The 22673-nt window shown below is 71.7% G+C and carries 18 protein-coding genes; 8 read left to right on the forward strand and 10 right to left on the reverse strand.

The window, feature by feature from the left end; genetic code table 11:
* Window positions 1-35 precede the first annotated feature (35 nt).
* On the reverse strand, window positions 36-2522 hold the full coding sequence (locus DEU32_RS13580) for a DNA topoisomerase (ATP-hydrolyzing) subunit A (protein ID WP_114851028.1): 2487 nt from the start codon (window positions 2520-2522) through the stop codon (window positions 36-38).
* A 25-nt stretch (window positions 2523-2547) separates the two neighbouring features.
* On the opposite strand from DEU32_RS13580, the gene DEU32_RS13585 reads away from it, so the two are divergent.
* Window positions 2548-3699, forward strand: a complete 1152-nt coding sequence (locus tag DEU32_RS13585; RefSeq protein ID WP_220152792.1) for an alkaline phosphatase family protein — start codon at window positions 2548-2550, stop codon at window positions 3697-3699.
* 18 nt (window positions 3700-3717) lie between these two features.
* On the opposite strand, the gene sepH is transcribed toward DEU32_RS13585, so the two are convergent.
* Window positions 3718-4731, reverse strand: coding sequence for a septation protein SepH (gene sepH / locus DEU32_RS13590; protein WP_167510054.1), 1014 nt, complete (start codon window positions 4729-4731; stop codon window positions 3718-3720).
* A gap of 281 nt (window positions 4732-5012) precedes the next feature.
* Between sepH and DEU32_RS13595 the strand changes: the two genes are divergently transcribed.
* Window positions 5013-5312: a DUF4193 domain-containing protein gene (locus DEU32_RS13595; RefSeq protein WP_031272446.1), complete on the forward strand. Its 300-nt coding sequence runs from the start codon at window positions 5013-5015 to the stop codon at window positions 5310-5312.
* Between the two features lie 164 nt (window positions 5313-5476).
* On the opposite strand, the gene DEU32_RS13600 is transcribed toward DEU32_RS13595, so the two are convergent.
* Window positions 5477-5908, reverse strand: coding sequence for a DUF3093 domain-containing protein (locus tag DEU32_RS13600; protein ID WP_114851031.1), 432 nt, complete (start codon window positions 5906-5908; stop codon window positions 5477-5479).
* 65 nt (window positions 5909-5973) lie between these two features.
* Between DEU32_RS13600 and dut the strand changes: the two genes are divergently transcribed.
* The 5 genes from dut to dxs all read left to right on the forward strand — a co-directional run bounded on the left by dut (window position 5974) and on the right by dxs (window position 13085).
* A complete protein-coding gene (dut, locus tag DEU32_RS13605; RefSeq protein WP_114851032.1) occupies window positions 5974-6465 on the forward strand; it encodes a dUTP diphosphatase in 492 nt (163 codons plus the stop codon).
* Window positions 6462-7184, forward strand: a complete 723-nt coding sequence (locus DEU32_RS13610; RefSeq protein WP_083520041.1) for a DUF3710 domain-containing protein — start codon at window positions 6462-6464, stop codon at window positions 7182-7184. Before dut ends, DEU32_RS13610 begins: the two co-directional genes overlap by 4 nt.
* A gap of 38 nt (window positions 7185-7222) precedes the next feature.
* Window positions 7223-8026 carry a DUF3159 domain-containing protein gene (locus DEU32_RS13615; RefSeq protein WP_114851033.1) on the forward strand — a complete coding sequence of 268 codons (804 nt, stop codon included), beginning with the start codon at window positions 7223-7225 and terminating at the stop codon, window positions 8024-8026.
* A 128-nt stretch (window positions 8027-8154) separates the two neighbouring features.
* Window positions 8155-11010 (forward strand): aconitate hydratase, encoded by a 2856-nt coding sequence (locus DEU32_RS13620; protein ID WP_114851034.1) that lies wholly within the window; start codon window positions 8155-8157, stop codon window positions 11008-11010.
* Between the two features lie 140 nt (window positions 11011-11150).
* Complete coding sequence (dxs, locus tag DEU32_RS13625) at window positions 11151-13085, forward strand: 1-deoxy-D-xylulose-5-phosphate synthase (protein ID WP_114851035.1); 1935 nt, start codon at window positions 11151-11153, stop codon at window positions 13083-13085.
* 133 nt (window positions 13086-13218) lie between these two features.
* On the opposite strand, the gene DEU32_RS13630 is transcribed toward dxs, so the two are convergent.
* The 4 genes from DEU32_RS13630 to DEU32_RS13645 all read right to left on the reverse strand — a co-directional run bounded on the left by DEU32_RS13630 (window position 13219) and on the right by DEU32_RS13645 (window position 18600).
* Complete coding sequence (locus tag DEU32_RS13630) at window positions 13219-15357, reverse strand: 3-hydroxyacyl-CoA dehydrogenase NAD-binding domain-containing protein (protein WP_114851036.1); 2139 nt, start codon at window positions 15355-15357, stop codon at window positions 13219-13221.
* Window positions 15358-15359: 2 nt separating this feature from the next.
* Window positions 15360-16571: a thiolase family protein gene (locus tag DEU32_RS13635; protein ID WP_114851037.1), complete on the reverse strand. Its 1212-nt coding sequence runs from the start codon at window positions 16569-16571 to the stop codon at window positions 15360-15362.
* Window positions 16572-16696: 125 nt separating this feature from the next.
* A complete protein-coding gene (locus tag DEU32_RS13640; protein ID WP_395858329.1) occupies window positions 16697-18022 on the reverse strand; it encodes an HRDC domain-containing protein in 1326 nt (441 codons plus the stop codon).
* Window positions 18019-18600 carry a DUF3000 domain-containing protein gene (locus DEU32_RS13645; RefSeq protein WP_058742496.1) on the reverse strand — a complete coding sequence of 194 codons (582 nt, stop codon included), beginning with the start codon at window positions 18598-18600 and terminating at the stop codon, window positions 18019-18021. The genes DEU32_RS13640 and DEU32_RS13645 overlap by 4 nt, the downstream gene beginning before the upstream one ends.
* Before the next feature lie 23 nt (window positions 18601-18623).
* On the opposite strand from DEU32_RS13645, the gene DEU32_RS13650 reads away from it, so the two are divergent.
* Window positions 18624-19847: a S9 family peptidase gene (locus tag DEU32_RS13650; RefSeq protein WP_181819298.1), complete on the forward strand. Its 1224-nt coding sequence runs from the start codon at window positions 18624-18626 to the stop codon at window positions 19845-19847.
* 653 nt (window positions 19848-20500) lie between these two features.
* Here the strand turns inward: DEU32_RS13650 and DEU32_RS13655 are convergent.
* From DEU32_RS13655 to DEU32_RS13665, 3 genes are all read right to left on the reverse strand, one after another.
* The gene (locus DEU32_RS13655) at window positions 20501-21301 is read right to left on the reverse strand and encodes a hypothetical protein (RefSeq protein WP_114851039.1); all 801 of its coding nucleotides are present in this window, start codon (window positions 21299-21301) and stop codon (window positions 20501-20503) included.
* Window positions 21276-22055, reverse strand: a complete 780-nt coding sequence (locus DEU32_RS13660; protein WP_114851040.1) for a DUF6188 family protein — start codon at window positions 22053-22055, stop codon at window positions 21276-21278. Before DEU32_RS13660 ends, DEU32_RS13655 begins: the two co-directional genes overlap by 26 nt.
* 178 nt (window positions 22056-22233) lie before the next feature.
* Window positions 22234-22641, reverse strand: coding sequence for a hypothetical protein (locus DEU32_RS13665; RefSeq protein WP_114851041.1), 408 nt, complete (start codon window positions 22639-22641; stop codon window positions 22234-22236).
* Window positions 22642-22673: the final 32 nt, after the last annotated feature.

Below are 22673 nucleotides of genomic sequence, written 5' to 3' on the forward strand. Positions count from 1 at the left end.
GGCGGCGCGGCAGCGCAGCCCGGCGCCGCGCCCGCCTACGCCTCGCCCGCGGTCCCGTCGAGCGCCGCGGCACTCCCGCCGATCGTCGCGATGACGGCCTCGAGCGGCGCGCCCGACCCGTCCCGCTTCGACAGCCAGTCCGGCAGCGTCCGCGCGGCACCGTCCGACCCCACGGCGTGCGGCGGCGCGATGCCCGCCCACGCCACGGTCAGCCCGTCCTCGCCCTTCAGGAACGCGTGCGCCCGGACACCCTGGGTGGCACGGCCCTTCGCCGGGAACTCCGAGAACGCGGACACCTTCGCGCGACCGGCGTCGGTGCCGGGCAGCGCGCCCGAGGCGGTGGACACGGTCGCGACGACGGCGTCGTCGGAGCGCGGGACGGAGCCGAACCAGATCACCGTCGCGCGGTCGGCGAGGGACACCCCGGCGACACCACCGGCCGGCAGTCCCTGGGGGCGGACCCCGGCGGCCGGGAAGCGCAGCAGCTGCGCGTTCGACGTGATGAACACGAGGTCGTCCGACTCGGGCGCCTGCGCCGCACCGACCACGGCGTCCTTCGGCTTGAGCCCGATCGCGACGAACTCGTCCTTGTCCGGCCACGCTCCGGTGGCCACGCGCTTGACGATGCCCTGCGCGGTGCCGATCGCGAGCGAGTCGGACGCACCCGGGGCCAGGTCGACGAGGGCGAGGACGGTCTCGGTGCGGGCGATACCGAGGTACTCGGCGACACGGACCCCGGCGTCGAGCCGCACCGAGGCGGGCGGCACGGCGGGCACGTCGACGGGCGAGAACCGCAGCACGCGGCCGGTCGAGGTGAGCGCCCCGACCTGTCCGCGGACCGTCGACACCACGGTGGAGCGGACGGCGTCGTGCTTCGAGCGCTTCGGCACCCGCACGATCCCGAGGTCGGTCTCCGGGATGTCCACCCGGACGAGTCGACCGGTCGTCGAGAGCAGCACCCGGCACGGCGCGTCCGCGATCTGCAGCGACTCCGGGTCCACCGCGGCCTTGCGTCCGCCGCGGACGGGAGCGTCGGCCTCGGTGAGGAGCGTTCGGCGGGGGGTGGCGAACCGGTCGGACACCTCGGTGAGCTCGAGTGCGACCTGGGCGCGGAGCCGGTCGTCGGACGCGAGGAGTTCCTCGAGCGCGGCGATGTCGGCGAGCAGCTGGTCGCGCTCGCCCTCGAGCTCGAGGCGCGAGAACTTGGTCAGACGACGGAGCCGGAGCTCGAGGATGTACTCGGCCTGCACCTCGGACAGGTCGAAGACGTCCTGCAGCCGGGTCCGTGCGGCCTCGGAGTCGTCGGAGGAGCGGATGACCTCGATGACCTCGTCGATGTCGAGGATCGCGATGAGCAGGCCCTCGACGAGGTGCAGTCGCTCGCGCCGGCGGGCCAGTCGGTACTCCGAGCGCCGCGTGACCACGGCGATGCGGTGCCGCACGTAGACGTCGAGCAGCTCGCGGAGGCCCAGGGTGCGCGGCGACCCGTCGACGAGCGCGACGTTGTTGATGCCGAAGCCGTCCTCGAGCGGGGTGTGCTTGTAGAGCTGCTCGAGCACGGCCGTCGGGTTGAAGCCGGACTTGATGCCGATGACGAGCCGCAGCCCGTGGTTCCGGTCGGTCAGGTCGTTGACGTCGGAGATGCCGACGAGTTTCTTCGCCTGGACGCCGTCCTTGATCTTCTCGATCACGCGCTCGGGGCCGACCAGGTACGGCAGCTCCGTGACGACGAGCCCGGCCTTCCGCGGCGTGAGGTTCTCGACGCTGACCTTCGCCCGGGTGCGGAACGATCCGCGGCCGGTGGCGTAGGCGTCCCGCACGCCGGAGAGCCCGACGATCGTGCCGCCGGAGGGCAGGTCAGGCCCCGGCACGAACTCCATCAGCTCGTCGAGCGTGGCGTCCGGGTGGAGCAGCAGGTGCTTGGCCGCCTCGACGACCTCGCCCAGGTTGTGCGGCGCCATGTTCGTCGCCATGCCGACCGCGATGCCCGCGGCACCGTTGACGAGCAGGTTCGGGAAGGCCGCGGGGAGCACGGCCGGCTGCATGATCTGGTTGTCGTAGTTCGGGACGAAGTCGACGACGTCCTCGTTCAGGCCCTCGGTCATCGCCATCGAGGGTTCGGCGAGCCGAGCCTCGGTGTACCGCGCCGCGGCCGGGCCGTCGTCGAGCGAGCCGAAGTTGCCGTGGCCGTCGACGAGCGGCACGCGCATCGTGAACGGCTGCGCCAGACGGACGAGCGCGTCGTAGATCGCGCCGTCGCCGTGCGGGTGGAGCTTCCCCATGACCTCGCCCGTCACACGGGCGCTCTTGACGTGGCCGCGGTCCGGACGCAGGCCCATCTCGGCCATCTGGTACAGGATGCGGCGCTGGACCGGCTTCAGTCCGTCGCGCGCGTCCGGCAGGGCCCGCGAGTAGATGACGGAGTACGCGTACTCGAGGAACGAACCCTGCATCTCCTCGGAGACGTCGACGTCCTCGATGCGCTCACCGTCGGGCAGGCCGACTGCTTCCGTGCGTGCCATGGGACCTTTCTGGGAGGATCGTGGGGTGCCCCCCAGCGTACCGAGCGCCCCCGACGCCACAGCGAACCTCGCCGACGTGCTGCCGAGTTGCCTCGTCGCGCTCGGCGCTGCCGACGACACGTGGTTGCGCACCACCGGACGGGAGGCACGGATCGCCCTCCGTCCCGCCCGTTCCGCGGTCGTGGTGCTGGTCGACGGACTGGGCGCGGGCGCGCTGGCCGCGCGCGCCGGGCACGCCCGGTGGCTCGCCGGGACGAAGAAGCGGTTGCGGAGCGGGTTCCCGACGACCACGGCCGCGGCGCTGAGCACCCTGACGACCGGACGACCGCCGGGCGTGCACGGGGTCGTCGGCTACAGCGGGTGGAACCCGGACACCGGGCAGGTGATGAACCTGCTGAGCGGGTGGGACGACGTCGTCCCCGCGGACTGGTTCCTCGCGAGCACGGTGTTCAGCGAGGCCCCGGCGCTCGGCGTCGACCCCGTGGTGGTCGGTCCGACGCGGTACCGGACCTCGGGGATGACCGCGAACGTCCTCGGTGGTGCGCGGTACGTCGCCGCCGACACCATCCCGCAGCGCGTCGACGCGGCCCTGGCCGAGACCGCGACCGGGCGGTCGCTCGTGTACCTCTACGTCCCCGAGCTCGACTCGATCGGCCACAAGCACGGGTGGGAGTCCGACCGGTGGACGGCCGCGCTCGAGCTGCTCGACGGGGAGCTCGCACGGCTCGAGTCCCGCGGTGCGCCGGACGTCGGGCTGCTCGTGACCGCCGACCACGGGGTGCTCGACGTGCCACCGGAGGCGAACATCCCGATGGACCCGGAGCTCCTGCGCGACGTCGTGGGCGTGGCCGGGGACCCGCGCTGCCGCCAGCTGACCGTCGCACCGGGGACCGACGTGCCCGCGCTCGTCGAGGCCTGGCGGTCCCGCTACGGCAAGAAGGCGTACGTGGCGAGCCGGACCGAGGCCGTCGCGGCCGGGTGGTTCGGGACGACCGACCACCGGGTGCTCCCGCGCATCGGGGACGTGGTCGTCGTCGCGCGCGGGTCGTGGGCGTTCAACGACGACCGCGAGGTCGGCCCGCGGGAGACGCCGAAGCGCATGATCGGGCAGCACGGCGCGATGACGGACGAGGAGACCTTCGTCCCGCTCCGGCTCGGCGGTGCGTTCCGCGCCTGACGGCGCAGGACGGTCCGATCAGGCCGGGTCCTCCGGACGGGTGCCGAAGACGATCTCGTCCCAGCTCGGCATCGAGCGGCGGCTGCGCTTCTTGCGCTCGGGACGGCTCTCGGCCTCGGGGGCCGACGCCGGTCGGGCGTCCTCGCGCTCCGGTGCGGACGCGGGCGTCGCGTCGAAGCCGGCGAGCGGGATGTCGACGACGCTGATCGAGGTGCCACGCGGCTCGTCGCGCTGTTCCCCGAACGTCGCGGCCTCGCGCTCGCCCCGGCGGCGACGCAGGGCCTCGAGCAGGTCGGCGGTCTCGTTCCCGGGGGAGCGCTCCTCGGCCACCGCGACACCGATGCGGGGGAGCGGCGCCCGTAGCGGACGCTCCTGGACCTCGGGGTTCGTGAGGTCCTCGTCGGGCTGCTCGACGCGGAACGCGCCGGAGTCGAAGCGGGTGCCGTCGGTGTCCTGGTGGTCGTTCTCGACGGCACGGAGGCGCGGCGCGATGCCCTCGTCCTCGGTGTGCGACAGACGGTGCGCGTCGCCGTTGTCCGGCGTGAGCGTCGAGGTCTTCGGGTCGAAGAGCCACTGCGCGTCGTGCTCGACCTCGGCGGCGGTGTAGCGGACGCGGACGACCCAGCCCTGCTCGACGTGCTTCCACGACGCCCAGTGGACCGCGGTCGCGTCGCCGGACTCGAGCTTGGCGGTGATCGCCTCGCCGAAGGTGTCCGGCGCGTCGGTGTCGACGGGGGTGACCGGGACGCGGCGGGCGGCGTCGAGGACGAAGGCGCGCTCGGCGAGCACGGGACCCTCGAAGCGGCGGACGTACTCGACGTCGACGTCGAGCGCCGACGCGACGTCGGCCGCATCGGCGCCGCCGCGGATCCGGGCCTGCACGTCCTTCGGGGACACGCGCTTCTGCGGACCGGCCTCGGGGTTCGCCTGACGGACCTGCCCCGGCAGCGACGAGGTGACCGGCAACCGGAACTCGGTGCCGCCGTCGGTCGCGAGCAGGAGTGCCCCGGACTCGACTCCGATGACTCTCACGTCTTGCATGTTCCGCCTCCCGAGCGTTCGTACGGTCGTGCGCGTACCCGAGGAGTATGCAGCCGGCCGGGGTCGATCGCGGGGAGGCGCACGGGCGCGCCGCGGGATGCCCGGGACGGGTGGCGGGTCCGTCCGTGGCACGCGGGAATGTCCGGGTCCGGCGCCGGGTTGCACGGCCTGACGATCCCGCACCGCGTTCGGTTTGCGCTCTGCCGGGTCGTGGTGCAAACTGTCGCCGCCGATCACCGGCGACGACCTCTCGATACGAGAAATGGATGGGCATGGCCACCGATTACGACGCCCCCAGGAAGACCGACGACTCCTCCGACTCGGAGTCGATCGAAGCCCTGAAGGAGCGCGTTCCCGACAAGATGTCGGGGGTCGTCGACGATGATTCGGACAACCCCGGCAGCTTCGAGCTCGCCGGACAGGACCTCAGCGACGTCGACCTCGACGTCGTCGTGCTGCCGCCGCAGGTCGACGAGTTCACCTGTGTCGAGTGCTTCCTCGTGAAGCACCGCTCGCAGCTCGACCACGAGTCGAAGCTCGGCCCGGTCTGCGCGGAGTGCGCCGCGCTCTGAGCAGCACACCGCGTCGAGCGACGCGGAACGGCCCGCCTCCCCTCGGGGAGGCGGGCCGTTCCGCACGTCCGGGCAGTCCGCATGGTCGACCACGCGAGCGCAGGCGGACGTGACCGGCGGGGCGGGCGCGCTCCGTGCCTCCAGGCCGGGTCGGCGGTGACCGCCTACGAGCGCAACGCCGCGACGACCGCCGACGGGTTCCGCACGCTGACCAGCCAGTACGGGGTGGGGTCCGCCGGGTCCGCGACCTCGACGCGCACGACCCCGCGCACGTACCCGCGGAAGAGCGTCCACGCGCGGGCGTCGAGCTTCGGCCCGCGCTGGGTGGTGGCCTCGGCGCCCTCGAAGCCGGCGACCTCGCCGACGAGGGTCCGCGGCAGGTGCGCCTTGCCCGCACGGAACTCGGTCTCGGTGACCTCGACGGTCGGGGCGAGCGCCCAGAGCAGCACGACGATCCCGAGGTACATGCCGATCGCGACCAGCACGCCGGCGAGGACGCTGATCGGCAGGAAGACGAGGAGGCTCGCGGGGATGACGAGCGCCGTCGCCAGGTAGAGGGCGGGCGGCGCCCAGAGACGTTCGCGGTACAGGGTCACGGGACCATTCGACCACGAACCGGGGCAGGTCACGGAACGGTCACGGTCTGCACTACCCTCGTCACGTGACCGAACCAGTCGACGTCCTCTGGACCGGGGAGCACGCTCCCGGGTACGCCCACCCCGGCGACGCCGGTGCCGACCTCGTCTCGACCGAGGCGTTCGTGCTCCGTCCCGGCGAGCGACGCCTCGTGGGCACCGGACTGCGGATCGCGCTGCCGGAGGGGTACGCGGCGTTCGTGGTGCCCCGGAGCGGGCTCGCGGCGAAGCACGGCATCACGATCGTGAACGCGCCGGGGACCGTCGACGCGGGCTACCGCGGGGAGATCAAGGTCGCACTCCTCAACACCGACCAGGCCGAGCCCTACGAGGTGCACGCGGGCGACCGCATCGCCCAGCTCGTCGTCATGCCGGTGCCCCGGGTGGTCTTCACACAGGTGGACGAGCTCCCCGAGAGCCGTCGCGGTGAGGGCGGGTTCGGCTCCTCGGGCTACGGTGACCGGAGCGGTGTCGCGCGCGACGCCGCCGTCGACATCCAGGAAGGGACGGGCGCATGAAGTTCGGCCGACGCAAGCGTGACGAGGTCGAGGTGGCGGAGGCCGTCGCCGAGGACGCAGAGGTCGCGGGGACGACGCCGGAGGTCGAGCTCGCAGCCGACGCCGACGCGGACCTCGACGAGGTGGACGCGGTCGCGCCCACGGACAAGTCCGCCCCGGACGACCGTGCCGCCAACGGGCCGCACGACGAGACCGAGGCGAACCTGGTCCGTCCGTACGTCGACCTCGGTGGCGTGAAGGTGCTGCCGCGCGAGGGGCTGCACCTGCGGCTCGAGGTCGAGGAGGGCTCACAGCGCGTCGTCGCCGTCGGGCTCGACTACGACGAGTCGACGCTGCAGGTCCAGCCGTTCGCCGCGCCGCGGTCCACCGGGCTCTGGCACGAGATCCGCGCGCAGATCGCCGAGCAGATCGAGCGTCAGGGCGGCACCGTGCAGGAAGTGGACGGTCCGTTCGGCCCCGAGCTCCGCGCCCTCGTGCCGGTGGTCACGGACGGCTCGGGCGGCACCGACGGCGCGCGCCCGGCCCGCTTCGTCGGCGTCGACGGTCCGCGGTGGTTCCTGCGCGGCGTGATCGCCGGCAAGGCCGCCGAGCGTCCGGAGGACGCCGCCGAGATCGAGGAGCTGTTCCGCAGTGTCGTCGTGGTGCGCGGCACCACGCCGATGCCGCCGCGCGACCTCATCCCGCTGCACATGCCGAAGTCGACGCAGTCGGCCGTCTGACCGGCACGCCCAGACTCGAGACACGGCCAGGAGGCACGGTGCCGGACCGCGACGAGACCAACCGACCGCAGACGGGGACGCCCGGCACCGATCCGTCCGGTACGGCGTCGTCCGGCGACGGGCCGGGTGTCGCTCCGGACCAGCCGAGCTTCTCCGAGCAGTTCCGCGCGGCGGTGCAGAACGCCGGGATCGCCCGGGTCGCCCCGGGCGAGACACCGTCCGGCCGCGACCTGCTCGGTGCCGTCGGCGGCGTCCGCGGCCTCGCCGAGTCGATCCTGCCCGGGCTCGCGTTCCTGGTGGTCTACACGATCACGAAGGAGCTCGTCCCGAGCGTCGTGATCCCGGTGGTCGTCGGGCTGGTCTTCGTGGTGCTCCGGCTGGTGCAGCGGCAGTCGGTGACGATGTCCTTCGCGGGCATCCTCGGCGTCGCGGTGTCGGCCGGGTTTGCACTGCTGACCGGCCGCGCCGAGACGAACTTCATCCCCGGCATCGTCATCAACGCCGTCTGGCTGGTCGGACTCCTCGTCACGCTGGCCGTGCGCTGGCCGCTCATCGGCGTCGTCGTCGGCTTCCTGTTGCCCGCGAACGAGGACGGCTCGCACGTCGACTGGCGCGCCGACCCCGCGAAGCGCCGGGTGCTCACGGTCGCCACGTGGATCTGGGTCGGGCTGTTCGCGGTGCGCCTGGCGGTCGAGGTGCCGCTGTACCTGACGGCGCAGGTCGAACTGCTCGCGGGCCTCAAGCTGATCCTCGGCGTGCCGCTCTACGCCGCCGTGCTCTGGGTCACGTGGCTGCTCGTCCGCACGGTGTTCACGCGACGGGACGACCCCGCCGCGGTGTAGAGTTGTCTCGACATCGAGACAGTTTGCCGGGGGCGCAGCAGCGCCGCCGGGTTTAGGTTTGCCTTGCTGGTGGGACGTTCCGCGGCCCGCGAAGATGGGGGCACACCGATCAGTAGGGAGGCGGCACAGTGGCTGCAGTCAACAGCTTCGGCTCGAAGGACACACTGTCGGTTGGGGGTGTCGACTACGCGATCCACCGGATCGACACGGTGCCGGGGCACGAGAAGCTCCCGTACAGCCTGAAGGTGCTGCTCGAGAACCTGCTCCGCACCGAGGACGGTGCGAACGTGACCGAGGAGCAGATCCGCGCCCTCGGTTCGTGGCGGCCCGACGCCGAGCCGGACACCGAGATCCAGTTCTCGCCGGCCCGCGTGGTCATGCAGGACTTCACCGGCGTGCCGTGCATCGTCGACCTCGCCACCATGCGCGAGGCGATGGCGCAGATCGGCGGCGACCCGAACAAGATCAACCCGCTGTCGCCGGCCGAGATGGTCATCGACCACTCCGTCGTCGCCGACCTGTTCGGCCGCGAGGACGCGCTGCAGCGCAACACCGACCTGGAGTACGAGCGGAACGGGGAGCGCTACCAGTTCCTCCGCTGGGGCCAGACCGCGTTCGAGGACTTCAAGGTCGTCCCGCCGGGGACCGGCATCGTCCACCAGGTCAACATCGAGTACCTGGCCAAGGTCACGTACACGCGCGAGTTCGACGGCGAGCTCTACGCGTACCCGGACACGCTCGTCGGCACCGACTCGCACACCACGATGGTGAACGGCCTCGGCGTGCTCGGCTGGGGCGTCGGCGGCATCGAGGCCGAGGCGGCGATGCTCGGCCAGCCCGTCTCGATGCTCATCCCCAAGGTCGTCGGCTTCAAGCTGTCCGGCTCGATCCCGGCCGGCGTCACCGCGACCGACGTGGTGCTCACCATCACGCAGGAGCTCCGCAAGCACGGCGTGGTCGGCAAGTTCGTCGAGTTCTACGGCGAGGGCGTCTCCGAGGTCCCGCTCGCGAACCGCGCCACCATCGGCAACATGAGCCCCGAGTTCGGCTCGACCGCCGCGATCTTCCCGGTCGACGCCGTCACGCTCGACTACCTGCGCCTGACGGGCCGGTCGGAGGACCAGATCGCCCTCGTCGAGGCGTACGCCAAGGCCCAGGGCCTGTGGCACGACCCGTCGGTGGAGCCCGTGTACTCCGAGTACATGGAGCTCGACCTGTCGACGGTCGTCCCGTCGATCTCCGGCCCGAAGCGCCCGCAGGACCGCATCGAGCTCTCGAAGGCCAAGGACCAGTTCGAGGTCGACCTCGCGAACTACGCGAGCATCGACCACTCCGAGGCGGACAAGGCCGTCGCCGACACCTTCCCGGCGTCCGACCCGGTCGCCGCGGCCCCCGGTGACGAGCACGCCGTCGACGACCTGCAGGACGCGCAGCCGTCCGAGGTCCCGGTGCACGCCTCGAGCGCACCCGGGACGGTCTCGAAGCCGACCTCGGTCACCGTGGGCGACGGCGACGCGTTCACGATCGACCACGGCGCCGTCGCGATCGCCGCGATCACGTCCTGCACGAACACGTCGAACCCGTCGGTCATGATGGCCGCCGGCATCCTCGCGCGGAACGCCGCGAAGAAGGGCCTCAAGGCCAAGCCGTGGGTGAAGACCACCCTCGCGCCGGGCTCGAAGGTCGTCACCGACTACTACGAGAAGGCCGGGCTGACCAGCTACCTCGAGGACCTCGGCTTCTACACGGTCGGCTACGGCTGCACCACCTGCATCGGCAACTCGGGCCCGCTGCCCGAGGAGATCTCGCAGGCCGTGCAGGACAACGACCTCGCCGTGACCGCGGTGCTCTCGGGCAACCGCAACTTCGAGGGTCGCATCAACCCCGACGTGAAGATGAACTACCTCGCGTCGCCGCCGCTCGTCATCGCCTACGCGCTGGCCGGCTCGATGCACTTCGACTTCGACACCGACGCCCTGGGCCAGGACCAGGACGGCAACGACGTGTTCCTCAAGGACATCTGGCCCGACGCGGGCGAAGTCCAGCAGGTCATCGACACGTCGATCGACACGGAGATGTTCACCCACGAGTACGGCTCCGTGTTCGAGGGCGACGACCGTTGGAAGAACCTGCCGACCCCGACGGGCGACACCTTCGAGTGGGACACCGAGTCCACCTACGTCCGGAAGCCTCCGTACTTCGAGGGCATGACGATGCAGCCCGACGCGGTCTCGGACATCTCGGGCGCCCGCGTGCTCGCGAAGCTCGGTGACTCGGTCACGACGGACCACATCTCGCCGGCGGGGTCGATCAAGGCGGACAGCCCGGCGGGCAAGTACCTCGCCGAGCACGGTGTCGACCGCAAGGACTTCAACTCCTACGGCTCGCGTCGCGGCAACCACGAGGTGATGATCCGCGGCACGTTCGCGAACATCCGACTGCGCAACCAGCTGCTGGCGGACGCGAACGACGGCGCGGGCGTCGAAGGCGGGTACACCCGTGACTTCACGACGGCCGACGGCGAGCAGTCGTTCATCTACGACGCCTCGCAGCACTACCAAGAGCAGGGCATCCCGCTCGTCATCTTCGGTGGCAAGGAGTACGGCTCGGGCTCGTCGCGCGACTGGGCGGCCAAGGGCACGAACCTGCTCGGCGTCAAGGCGGTCATCACCGAGAGCTTCGAGCGGATCCACCGCTCGAACCTGATCGGCATGGGCGTCGTCCCGCTGCAGTTCCCGGCCGGCGAGTCCGCCGAGTCCCTGGGCCTCGACGGCACCGAGGTCGTCTCGATCTCCGGGCTGACCGAGCTCAACGAGGGTCGGACGCCCAAGACGGTGCACGTCACCGCGACGCCGAGCGAGCACTCGCCCGCCGGCAAGGAGCCCGTGGAGTTCGACGCGGTCGTCCGCATCGACACCCCCGGTGAGGCCGACTACTACCGCAACGGCGGCATCCTGCAGTACGTGCTCCGCTCGCTCGTGTGAGCACGGCGCGCGACGCGCGCACCGGTCGCTGACGCGACCACCTGTCGGACTGGAGGCCCGTGGCGACACCGCCACGGGCCTCCAGTCCGTCGTCCGGTCCCGCGGATAGTGTGGTGACCTGCCCCACGAAAGGAGCGCTCGTGAGCCTGCTCAGCAGCATCTCGTCGCCGCGCGACCTCAAGCGTCTGTCCGACGCGCAGATGACGGAGCTCGCCGCCGAGATCCGTCGCTTCCTGGTCGCCGAGGTCGCGAAGACCGGCGGGCACCTGGGGCCGAACCTCGGGGTGGTGGAGCTCACGCTGGCGATGCACCGCGTGTTCGACTCGCCGCACGACCCGTTCGTGTTCGACACCGGGCACCAGTCGTACGTGCACAAGCTCGTCACGGGTCGACAGGACTTCTCGCGCCTCCGGGAGCGCGGCGGCCTCGCCGGGTACCCGCAGCGCAGCGAGTCCGAGCACGACATCGTCGAGTCGTCGCACGCGTCGTCGTCCCTGTCGTGGGCGGACGGCATCTCGCGGGCCTTCCGGCAGACCGGCCAGGACGACCGCACGGTGGTCGCCGTCGTCGGGGACGGCGCGCTCACGGGCGGCATGACGTGGGAGGCCCTCAACAACATCTCGGACGCGAACGACCGCCGCATGGTGATCGTCGTGAACGACAACGGCCGGTCCTACGCGCCGACGATCGGCGGGATGGCGCGGTTCCTCAGCTCGGTGCGCACGCGCCGTGAGTACCGTGCGCTGTTCGAGAAGTCGCAGGCGGTCGCGTCGCGCTTCGGTGCACCCGGTCGGGCCTTCTACCGCGGGGTGCGCGGCGGCCTGCACGGCTTCCTGTCGCGGTTCACGAACAACGAGGCGCTCTACTCGAACCTCGACATCAAGTACATCGGTCCGGTGAACGGGCACGACCAGCGCGCGATGGAGGCGGCGCTCCGGCAGGCCAAGGCCTACGGAGCGCCGACGATCGTGCACGCCATCACCGAGAAGGGGTACGGCTTCGAGCCGGCGCTCCGCGACCAGGCGGACCAGTTCCACGCGGTCGGGCACATCGACCCGGAGACGGGGGAGTCGCTCGACGTGTCGTCGGGGCCCTCGTGGACGTCGGTCTTCGCGTCCGAACTGGCGTCGGTCGGCGCCGCGGACGAGCGGATCGTCGCGATCACCGCCGCCATGCTGCGCCCCACCGGACTCCACCTGTTCCAGGAGCAGCACCCCGAGCGGGTGATTGACGTCGGCATCGCGGAGCAGCACGCCGTGACCACCGCCGCCGGGCTCGCGTTCGGCGGGCTCCACCCCGTGGTCGCGCTCTACGCGACGTTCCTCAACCGGGCGTTCGACCAGGTGCTCATGGACGTGGCACTGCACCGCGCCGGGGTGACGTTCGTCCTCGATCGCGCGGGCATCACCGGTCCGGACGGTCCCTCGCACCACGGCATGTGGGACCTCGCGCTCCTGCAGGTCGTGCCGGGAATCCGGATCGCCGCACCGCGCGATGCGGTCACGCTGCGCGAGGAGTTCCGCGAGGCCGTCGCCGTCGACGACGCCCCCACCGTGCTGCGCTGGTCGAAGGGCTCCGTCGGACCGGACCTGCCGGCGCTCCGTCGTCTGTCCGACGGGGTCGACGTCCTCCGGGACCCGACCGACGGGCAGGAGCCGGACGTGCTGTTCGTGGCGGTCGGCTCGATGGTGCCGGTGGCGCTCGACGCCTCGGCCCTGCTCGAGGCGCAGGGCATCGGCGCGACGGTCGTCGACCCGCGGTGGGTCGTGCCGATCCCCGCATCGCTGATCGACCTGTCCCGCGAGCACCGGCTGGTCATCACGATCGAGGACGGCGTCCGGGTCGGGGGCGTCGGGACACGGCTGCGGCAGGACCTGCGGGCGGCCGGGGTCGACACCGGCGTGAACGAGCTCGGGCTGCCGGACGCGTTCATCGACCACGCGTCGCGGTCGCAGATCCTGGCCGACGTCGGGCTGACCGCGCAGGCGATAGCGCGGGACGTCATCGACCAGGTCGTCGGTACGAAGCTGCCCCAGGCGAAGCCGGCGCGCACGCGGGAGTCCGCGGAGCGTTGAACGCGTGGTTCGCGCGGTGCGGTGGCGGGCCCGCGCTCGTTCGCCGCGCCGTTGAACCACGGAACCGACATCGAACCAGGACGAGTGCCTGGTTCGATGTCGGTTCCGTGGTTCGATCGACCGGCGGGTCCGGCTAGCGCGAGGCGGGCCCGACGATCGCCGGGTCGTGGAACGTGCCGCCGAAGACGCGCTCGGACGCTCCGGACCGGTCGAGGTACGGGCTGATGCCGCCGGCCTGGAACGGGTAGCCCGCACCGAGGATCAGGCCGAGGTCGATCTCCTCGACGTGCTCGACCACCCCGTCCTGAAGCATGCGGTGCACCTCGTCGGCCAGTGCGTCCTCGAACCGCTGCTGCATGGTCGCGGCGTCGACCGGCTGGGCGTCCTTCTTCGCGGGCGCGACGAGCTTCACGGCAGCGGGGTCGTACCCGGTGACGGCGCCCTTCTTGTCGCGGGTCAGGATTGCGCCGTGCTCCGCGATGCGCTTCAGCCCGTCACCTGGGTAGAACCGCTCCGGCCACGCGGCGTGGTGCGAGTCGAGCACGTGCGCGCCGACCGGCAGCCCGACGAGCTCGAGCAGCTCGAACGGCGACATCGGCAGACCGAGCGGTGCCGCACCCTCGGCGACGGTCGCGAAGGGCGTGCCCTCCTCGACGCCGCGCATCGCCTCGCCGAGGACGCGGGCGAGCACGCGGTTCACGACGAAGCCGGGCTGGTCGGCCGTGATGATCGCGGTCTTCTTGAGCGTCTTCGCGACGGCCAGGGCCGTGGCGAGCGTCTCGTCCGAGGTCTGCTCGGTGCGGACGACCTCGAGGAGCGGCATCACTGCGACGGGGTTGAAGAAGTGGAAGCCGACGAGCCGCGACGGGTCGGACAGCACCGAGCCCATCTCGGACACCGACAGCGACGACGTGTTCGTGGCGAGGATCGCGTCGGGTGCGATGACCTGCTCGATCTTCCGGAACACGTCCTGCTTGACCGACATCTCCTCGAAGACGGCCTCGATCACCCAGTCGGCGTCCGCGAACGCGTCGTAGGACACCGAGCCCGAGACGAGCGCCTTGATGCGGTTCGCGTCGTCCGGGGAGACCCGCTTCTTGGCGAGGAGCTCGTCGACCGAGGACCGGATGCGCTCGACGCCGGCGTCCACACGCGCCTGGTCGACGTCCGTGATCACCACGGGGACGCCGAGGCGGCGCGCGAACAGGAGCGCGAACTGCGACGCCATGAGTCCGGCGCCGAGGACGCCGACCTTCGTTATCTTCTTCGCCTCGACGTCCGTCGGGGCTCCGACGGGACGCTTCGCGCGCTTCTGGACGAGGTCGAACGCGTACATCGACGCGGCGAACTGGTCGCCGGCGAGCAGGTCGGCGAGGGCGTCGTCCTCGCCTGCGAAGCGCTCGTCCAGGCTGCCGCTCTTCGCTGCCGCCACGAGGTCGAGGGCGCGGAACGGCGACTTCGGCACCGTGCCGATCTTCGACGCGACCTGGCTCCGGGCGACCTTGACGACGGTGCCCCACGCGGCCTTCTCGAGCATGCCGGGTTCGTTCTGCCGGACGACCTTGGTGCGGCCGGAGACGACGCCGTCGGCCCACGCGACCGCGGACGGCAGGAAGGTGACCGACGGGATGAGCGCGTCGCCGATGCCGATCTCGACCGCGGCCGGGCCGTCCATCAGGCGGTTGTTCTTGAGCGGGTTCTCGACGATGACGCGGAGCGCCTTCTCCGGCCCGATCAGGCGGGGGAGCAGCGTCGCGCCGCCCCAGCCGGGGATGAGCCCGAGGAACACCTCGGGCAGGCCGATGCCCTGCGCCGCCGAGGAGAACACTCGGTACGTGCAGTGCAGGGCGACCTCGAGGCCGCCGCCGAGGGCGATGCCGTTCACGAACGCGAACGACGGGACGCCCAGCTCGCTGAACTTGCGGAGGGTGGCGTGCCCGAGCACGCCGAGCTCGTGTGCGACCTCGCGGGAGGGCAGCGCCGCGGCCTGCGACAGGTCGGCGCCGGCCGCGAAGCAGTACTCCTTGCCGGTGATCGCGACGGCCTGGACCTCGCCCTTCGCGGCTGCGTCACGCAGGGTGTCGAGCACGTCGGACAGCTCGCGCATGGTCCGCGGTCCGAGGGTCGAGGGGCGCTTGTGGTCCTTACCGTTGTCGAGCGTGATGAGCGCGAGTGTGCCGCCGGAGGGCAGCGCCACGTGCTTGACGTACGAGTGGGTGACGACCTCGTCCGCGCTGAGCTCGGTCAGGTGGTCGATCGGGGTGGTGGTCATGCTCAGGCCGCCTTCCGTGCCGCGCTCTTGCTGAAGTTCGGGTTCTCCCAGATGACGGTGCCGCCCTGGCCGAGTCCGATGCACATCGTGGTGATGCCGTACCGGACGTCCGGGCGCTCGGCGAACTGTGCCGCGAGCTGGTTCATCAGGCGGACACCGCTCGATGCGAGCGGGTGGCCGACGGCGATCGCGCCACCCCAGGCGTTGACGTTCGGGGAGTCCTGCGCGATGCCGTAGTTGTCGAGGAAGGCGAGCACCTGAACCGCGAACGCCTCGTTGATCTCGAACAGGCCGATGTCGTCGATGGTGAGTCCCGCCTTGCGGAGGGCCTTGTCGGTCGCGGGGACCGGGCCGATGCCCATGACCTCCGGGTCGACGCCCGCGAACGCGAACGAGACCATGCGCATCTTCGTCGGCAGACCGTGCTGCTTCGCACCGTCCTCCGATGCGAGCAGGCTCATCGTCGCGCCGTCGTTCAGGCCCGCCGCGTTGCCGGCGGTGACCCGTCCGTGGGGCCGGAACGGCGTGCGCAACGCAGCCAGTGCCTCCAGGGTGGTGCCCGGGCGGGGCGGCTCGTCCGCCGTGACGACGTCCCAGCCCTCGCCGGTGTTGACCTCGACCGGGACGACGTCGGGCTGGAGCTTGCCCGCGCCCCACGCGGCGGCGTAGCGCTGCTGCGACTGGACGGCGAAGGCGTCCGTGCGGTCCTTCGTGATCGCGGGGAACCGGTCGTGCAGGCGCTCCGCGGTGCTGCCCATGACGAGCGCGTCGCTCGCGACCATGCGCTCGGCGACGAACCGGGGGTTCACGTCGGCTCCGAAGCCCATCGGGTGGCGGCCCATGTGCTCGACCCCGCCGGCGATCGCGACGTCGGCGGCGCCGAAGGCGATCGCGCCGGCGAGCGTCGTGACGCTCGTCATGGCGCCGGCGCACATGCGGTCGATCGCGTAGCCGGGGACCGACTTCGGCAGACCCGCGAGCATGCCGACGGTGCGGCCGAGCGTCAGGCCCTGGTCGCCCTGCTGGGTGGTTGCCGCGACGGCGACGTCGTCGACCGCCGCACCGTCGAGCTGGCTGTTCCGGTCGAGCAGCCCGCGCATCGCGTGGACCGCGAGGTCGTCCGCGCGGGTCCTCCAGAACACCCCCTTCTCACCGGCTCGTCCGAACGGGGTGCGGACTCCGTCCACGAACACGACGTCTGATGCCTTGGGCACTCGGGCCTCCAGATCCTCTTCGATCGAGTCGGGGCACGTTCCGCCCCGACCGGCCGGGCTGTGCCCGGCGACTGCTCCGACGCTATGCCCGGAGCCTGGACGGGCGCATGCCCGTTGGGGTGTTCCTACGAGCCGGTGTTGCTCTCGGCAGCAAGGGCCTGTCCAGCAGCGACAAAGGCGTGTGCGATGCGCGACGCGGTCTCCTCGACCTGCCACGGGCGGGCGTCGTGGGAGGCGAGCACGGCACCGACGGTCTCGGTCGCGATCGGCGTCGGCGGCTCCCACGACACCAGGCGGAGCGTCTCCGGCGTGAGGAGGTTCTCGACGGGCAGGTCGAGCTCCTCGGCGCGCGCGACCACCGCGGCCCGCGCGGCCTTGTAACGGCGGTCGGCCTCGGGGTTGCGGTCGGCCCACGCCCGGGGCGGGGGCAGCGTGGCCTCGCCCGAGCCGCGGAGCTTCGGCAGGTCCTCGGTCGTGCGGCCCTCGTCGACGGCGGCCCACCAGCGGTCGAGCTCCGACCGGCTGGCCCGACCCGTGAAGGCCTTGAGCGCACCGAGTTCGGCCTTCGAGGCCGGTGAGGCGGCCGCTGCGGCGACGATCGCGGCGTCCGGGATGGTGCGACCGGGGGCGACGTCGGTGGCGCGGGCGTACTCGTCGCGGGCGGTCCACAGGGCGCGGGCGATCGCCAGGGCCCGGGCACCCCGCAGCGCGTGCATGCCGGACAGCCGGCGCCACGGCTCGGCTCGGGGCGGCTTCGGCGCGCGGGTCAGGACGGCGGCGAACTCCTCCTCCGCGATGCGGGACTTGCCGGCCTCGTCGAGCGCCGCGGCCAGGGCGTCACGGAGGTCGGGCAGCAGCTCGACGTCGAGCGCCGCGTACACGAGCCAGGACTGCGGCAGCGGGCGGGTCGACCAGTCCGCCGCCGAGTGCGCCTTGGCGAGCGTGATGCCGAGCAGCTGCTCGACCACCGCGCCGAGGCCGACGCGCGGGAAGCCGGCGATGCGGGCCCCGAGCTCGGTGTCGAAGATGCGGGTCGGGACGAGGCCCACCTCCTGCAGGCACGGCAGGTCCTGCGACGCCGCGTGGAAGAGCCACTCCTCGTCGACGATGGCGTCCTGCAGCTCGGTGAAGTCGCCGATCGCGATCGGGTCGAACAGGAACGCGCCGGCGCCGCGGCGGAAGACCTGGATGAGGTACGCCCGCTGGGAGTACCGGTAGCCGCTCGCGCGCTCGGCGTCGACTGCGACGGGGCCGTGGCCGGCGCCGATGGCGGCGACCGCGCGCAGGTACTCGTCGCGGTCCTCGATCACGCGCACGGCGGCGTGCGAGTCCTCGAACGCGTGGTCGGCTGGGGCGGCCGATGCTGCCGGGGCGGCCGGGCCGCCCGGTGCTGCCGGAGCTGCCGAGCCGCCGGGTGCGGTGTGGTCGGCTTCGCTGGCGGGGTCGGTCACTTCGTGGTCCTCCTCGGAGCCAGCAGGGTCACGCCGTCCGATGCCGGGGGGAGTCCCGCGAGCATCGCGACGATCTCCTCCCATGCCTCGACGTGCGCGGTCAGGTCCTCGTCACGGGGCGTCCACGAGGCACGGAGCTCGAGCTGTGCGCCGTCGCCCTGCGCCGCGAGGTCGCCGTACCCGCGCGAGATGATCTTGGTGGCCGTCCCGGAGGCCCGGTCGTACGTCGCGCCGTGGGCCGCGAGCGCGTCGACGAGCCAGCTCCACGTCACGTCGGCCACGAACTCGTCGACGCCGATCTCCGGCTCGAGCGGTGCCTGGGCGAACGTCACGATGCGGAACGCACCGCCCCAGCCCTCCGGCTCGTCGGGGTCGTGGAGGGCGATGAACCGCCCCGTGCCGAGGTCGGAGTCGATGCCGTGCACGGCGCCCGAGACGTCCGCCGCGAGGGCGATCGAGTGGGGCGCGATCCGCGAGGGCGAGGGGATCTCGGTGACCGTGGTCTCGGTGCGGGTCCGGCCCGACGCCACGAACGCGCGGAGTCGCTCGAAGGCCTCGGGCTCACGGGATTCGGACACGCATGCAGACTAGGCTCCGGACCATGTCCCGATCCGCGCGACCCGCCGAGGACGTCGTCCAGGAGACCGCTCGGTCGGCCGGGCTCGTGGCGCTGGGAGCGGGCATCGCGGCCGCCGCCGTGACCACCGCCGTGGTCGGTGGCTTCGTCGCCGCCGTGGCCCGCGCCGTCGTCACGCCCGACCGCAAGCGCACCGAACGCGTCCCGATCCACGCCGTCGACCCCGGTGCCATGACCGTCACGCTCGAGCGCACCGCGGACACCGAGCTGCAGGGCCGGTACAGCCTGTGGTTCGGCGGCGGCACCGGGCACATGCGCGTCGGCGAGGTCCTCGGCACCACCGACACCACCGTCACCCGGCGCATCATCGCGATCGACGCCGGCGACCCCCGCTCCGCCCGCCGCGGCCGGTGGGGTGGCTGGTTCTACCTGACGCCCGGGGAGCTCGACGTCCCGGTCGAGGACGTGGACATCCCCACGCCGAACGGCCCGGCGCCCGCGTGGGTGGTCCGCGCCGACGACCCCGACGCACCGTGGGCGGTCCTCGTGCACGGCCGGGGCGTGACCCGCGCCGAGACCATCCGCGCCGTCCCGGTCTTCCGCGCCGCCGGGTACTCGGTGGTCCTCGCCTCGTGGCGGAACGACGGCGTCGCGCCGCGGAGCACCGACGGCCGCTACGGTCTCGGCAGCACCGAGTGGGAGGACGTCGACGCCGTGCTCCGCTGGCTCACCGCGCAGCAGGCCAGGAGCGTCGTGCTCATGGGATGGTCGATGGGCGGGGCCGTCGTGCTGCAGACCCTCGTCCGGTCCCGGTTCGCCGGGCTCGTCGACGGCATCGTGCTCGAGTCGCCCGTCGTCGACTGGCACGCGGTGCTCAAGTCGCAGAGCCGGGTCCTGAAGCTGCCGCGGTCGGTCCGGAAGGTCGCGCAGCGGCTCCTCCGCACCCCCGTCCTGCACCACGTCGCCGGGCTCGACCACCCCGTCGACCTGCGGGAGCTCGACATGGTCGCGCGGGCCGACGAACTCACGGTGCCGATCCTCATCCTCCACAGCGACGACGACGGGTTCGTGCCGTCCTCGGCGTCGCACGACCTGGCACGCGCACGGCCCGACATCGTGCGGCTCGAGGTGCAGACCACGGCGCGGCACACCAAGCTCTGGAACCACGACGCGGACTGGTTCGACGCGCGCATCCTCGCGTGGCTGACCGAGGTGGTGCAGCCGACGGACGCGACCAGCGCTCGGTAGACGCGACCGGGTGACGGACGGGAGGCACGGTGCCAGCCGGCACCGTGCCTCCCGTCCGTCCCGGGTCAGCTCCTGTCTTCGCCCTGGTCGTCCGCTGGTCGTCGCGCGATCGTCGTCGCGAGGACCGCCGTGCGGTCCGGCGTGAACGCGACGGTCACCACCGCCCCGGGAACGTCGAGTGCACAGAAGGGGAGGTCGTCAGCGCCGAAGCGGGACACCGCGGCGACGAAGGAGTCGAGGTCGAGGACCGTGGAGCCCCGCTCGGCGGCCAGACCGAACTTGGTCGCGAACGTCTGCGCGGTCGATCGAGCGCCCTGCTCGAAGCGTCTGACGGGGTCGTCGGGCGCGAGGAGTCGGACGAGTTCGACCGGTGCAGGACCGTGAGGAGCTCGTTGCCGAGGTCGACCTGGCGGACCAGGACCGGGTCGTCCCCGAGCGCATCGAGGGGCGCCGCGAGGGCATCGTTGCCGGGCTCGCCCGCTCGTCTGCTCCGGCGGAGTGCGCGGGCGAGCGCAGCGGCGGGGGCGTCGTAGGCGACCACCTCGGTGTCGTCCGGCAGAGCGGCCAGGATCTCGTGGGCACGGGGAGGGACATCGGAGCGCCTGGGAAGGGTCGCGCGGAGGACCGGGACGCTCGTGCCGGAGGTCGTCACGTCAAACCTCGGGGAAGACATCGACGGACCGCGGTGACGCGCGGTAGCGGAGGTGCTCGAAGTCCGGGTGCCAGTCGACCACGCCGGCCACCGCCCGGACGGCGATGTCGACGAAGAACGGGGACACGACCGCCTGTCGCGGAACGGTCTCGGCCTCGACCACACTCGCTGGCCGCGACCTGCTGCCGGAGAAGTCCGTGACCTGCACACCGTCCGCGGCGGTGCCCCACGAGTACGCGGGGAGCAGTCGGCGCGTGTCGGGTGTGGCCGTGCCCACGACCTCCCACATGCCCGGCTGGAACCTCGCCGGCAGGGTGAGCCCGGCGACGACGGGCTGTGTGGCGAGCACCACGAGCGGGTCCGCCGGCGGCGGAACGTCCTCCGGGCGCCGAAAGACGGCGACGTAGACGGCGTCGAAGACCTCGGCGATCACGTGCCCGAGCACGGCACCGCCGGTTCCGTCCGGGATCACGAAGACGTCACCGGCTGCCGCCGAGAACGGCGGCCGGCTCAGCGGGTGGAAGGCGTCGGCGGTCGCGGCGGACGCAGGGAGCACGGCCGGATCCGGGGCCGCCAGCGGTGTCCGTGTTACCCCGCTCCGGGACAGTCGCTGTGCGCGCTCGTCGAGGGCCGGCCCTGGCTGCGCGTGGTCGACGACCTCGATCGTGAACAACGCCTCGGGGTCGGCGCGGGTCTCGGCGGAGAGCTCCGCGAACAGCTGCTCGCGGCTGTCGGCCTGATGGAACTGCTGCGCCGACCGCTCGGCGTTCTTCCGTCTACCGAACACCGTGTCCTCCGTCACCTTCGATCGCGGTGCGGATGAGTTGCTCCGGTCGTGGGAGTCCGGCCGGCATCTCCGTGGTGAACCACGGTAGTTCGACGGAATCGATCCGGCCGTCGAGCATCCACACGAGGACCTCACCCGCGAGCGGTGCCTGGTCGGTGCGGTAGGCCAGCGATCCCGGAAGGGGACCGTCGGGGAAGTCGGCTCGGGGTGTCTCCGCGAGCACGACGTCCCAGATCCGCGGAGCTGTCTCGCGGACGGCCCGCACCGCCTCGGCCTGCTGGCGGAGCTCCGCCGTTCGCCGCGCGGGGAGCGTGTCGAGGTACGCGAGCAGGAGCGACCGGACCCGTTCCGCCGGTTCCTGCTCCGTCTGCTCGTGGTGGAGCCAGATAGCGGGGCCCCCGCCCGGCATCATGACGATCATCGTCGGAGGGGTCTCCGGTCCGACGTAGTGCCATGACTCGAACTCCGGGTGCGGTCCGGCGGTCAGTCGGGAGCCGTCCGAGAACGTCATCGTCAGCGTCGATCCCGTGGCGCGCGCCGCGGTGACCTCGAGCGTGTGCAGGCGGAGAGCCGGCACCAGCCCCGACTTGTCGCCCTCCGGGTCGATCATCGTTGCGGCGTCGGGGGACCGACCGAGGGAGAACGGGCACTCGAGGATGACGGTGGCGCCGTTCGAGAGCAGGAGTCGGAGCGCGTGATCGACCCAGATGGTGTCGACCGTCTCTCCGACGAGGAGCAACGGGACGTCCTCGACGACCAGTTCGTTCATCGTGCGCGCTCCTTGCGGCGATCCATCGTCTGGCCGTGCTTCCGTGGACGGACGAGCGCTCATCTCGTGCGCGTGCGCGTCCGCCTCGGTCTTGTGGATCTCGCGTTGAGCGATGGGTAACTGGTCAGGGTCGCCTTTGTCCAGCCGATTTCCGATCTGACCAGCGGAGCTTGCTCGATCAAATCTCTGAGGCACGAGTCTCCATCACGCTCTGTGGAACTCCGACTCCGAGGAGCTCCTCAAGCTCGCTGGATACTGACAATGCCGTTTCGTCGATTATCACAGTCGCCGTTGCGCTGTCGAAGAAATCAATGCGGACAACCGGCACGGGAGATTCTGATCCGCTGGCGGTCAGATAGCCCAGGAACTCACCATCGATCATTTGGTCGCAGTTTTCAGCGATCCGCACCATCTCCAGATGCGAGAACCATGCTCCTTGCCCATCAGCTTTGGAGACTTTGCGTTCCAAGTCCAAGACATCAACACTTGATCCCGGTATCGCAGTCATCCAGAGCTCGGTTATCAGCCAGTGCATGGGTTCTGGACTGAGGGCCCTGAACACGTTCCGGAAAGTGATCTGGCCCACGGGTGCAGAATATATCGGACGTTCGTACGAGA

This window comes from Curtobacterium sp. AG1037, assembly GCF_003349855.1.
Lineage (GTDB): Bacteria > Actinomycetota > Actinomycetes > Actinomycetales > Microbacteriaceae > Curtobacterium > Curtobacterium citreum.